Annotated in this window: 1 protein-coding gene; it reads left to right on the forward strand. The window is 43.6% G+C overall.

The genetic code is table 11. From position 1 onward, the window contains the following. Positions 1–194: 194 nt before the first annotated feature. On the forward strand, positions 195–580 hold a 386-nt coding region (locus A3738_RS24660), incomplete at its 3' end, for a TolC family protein (protein ID WP_197474013.1).

Here is a 580-nt window from a genome sequence, read left to right on the forward strand (position 1 = left end):
ACCGTCATTGGTGCTACAGCACTCACGAGCAACAAAGATAAAAAAGAATGTATGGATGCTGGTATGGACTACATTATTGGCAAGCCATATAAAAACGAAGAAATCTTCAAGGTAATCAAAAACTACATGGCGGTACAAAAAATAAGTTAGCGCGTCCCCACAAGGTCTGTCGCGCAGGGAGATAATCAACACGAATGTTGAAGTTCGTTATAACTAAACTGATTTTACTTAGCCAGCTGGGCTATGTTCAGCAAAGCTATGCGGATAGTCTCGCCTCTGTGGTCGAACAAGCGATCAACAATAATCTTGAAATCGCGAGTGCGCAAGCAGGCCTTGAAGCGAGCGAATACGATAAGTCGATCAGCCTTACTGAGTTTTTCCCAAGCCTTAGTGCTAGTGCCAATACAACCTGGAATGAATCCGACACAGAACAAGATCCGGGACCGGATATCGAAAACGAGTATAACGAGCATGGTTATCAGATCACACTTAACCAACGGTTATTCGATCTTGGCCGTCTATTTCGCTACAGCCAAGCACGTCAAGAATACACAATTGAACAGCTCAAGTTTGAACAAAC

Source organism: Oleiphilus sp. HI0066 (genome assembly GCF_001635725.1).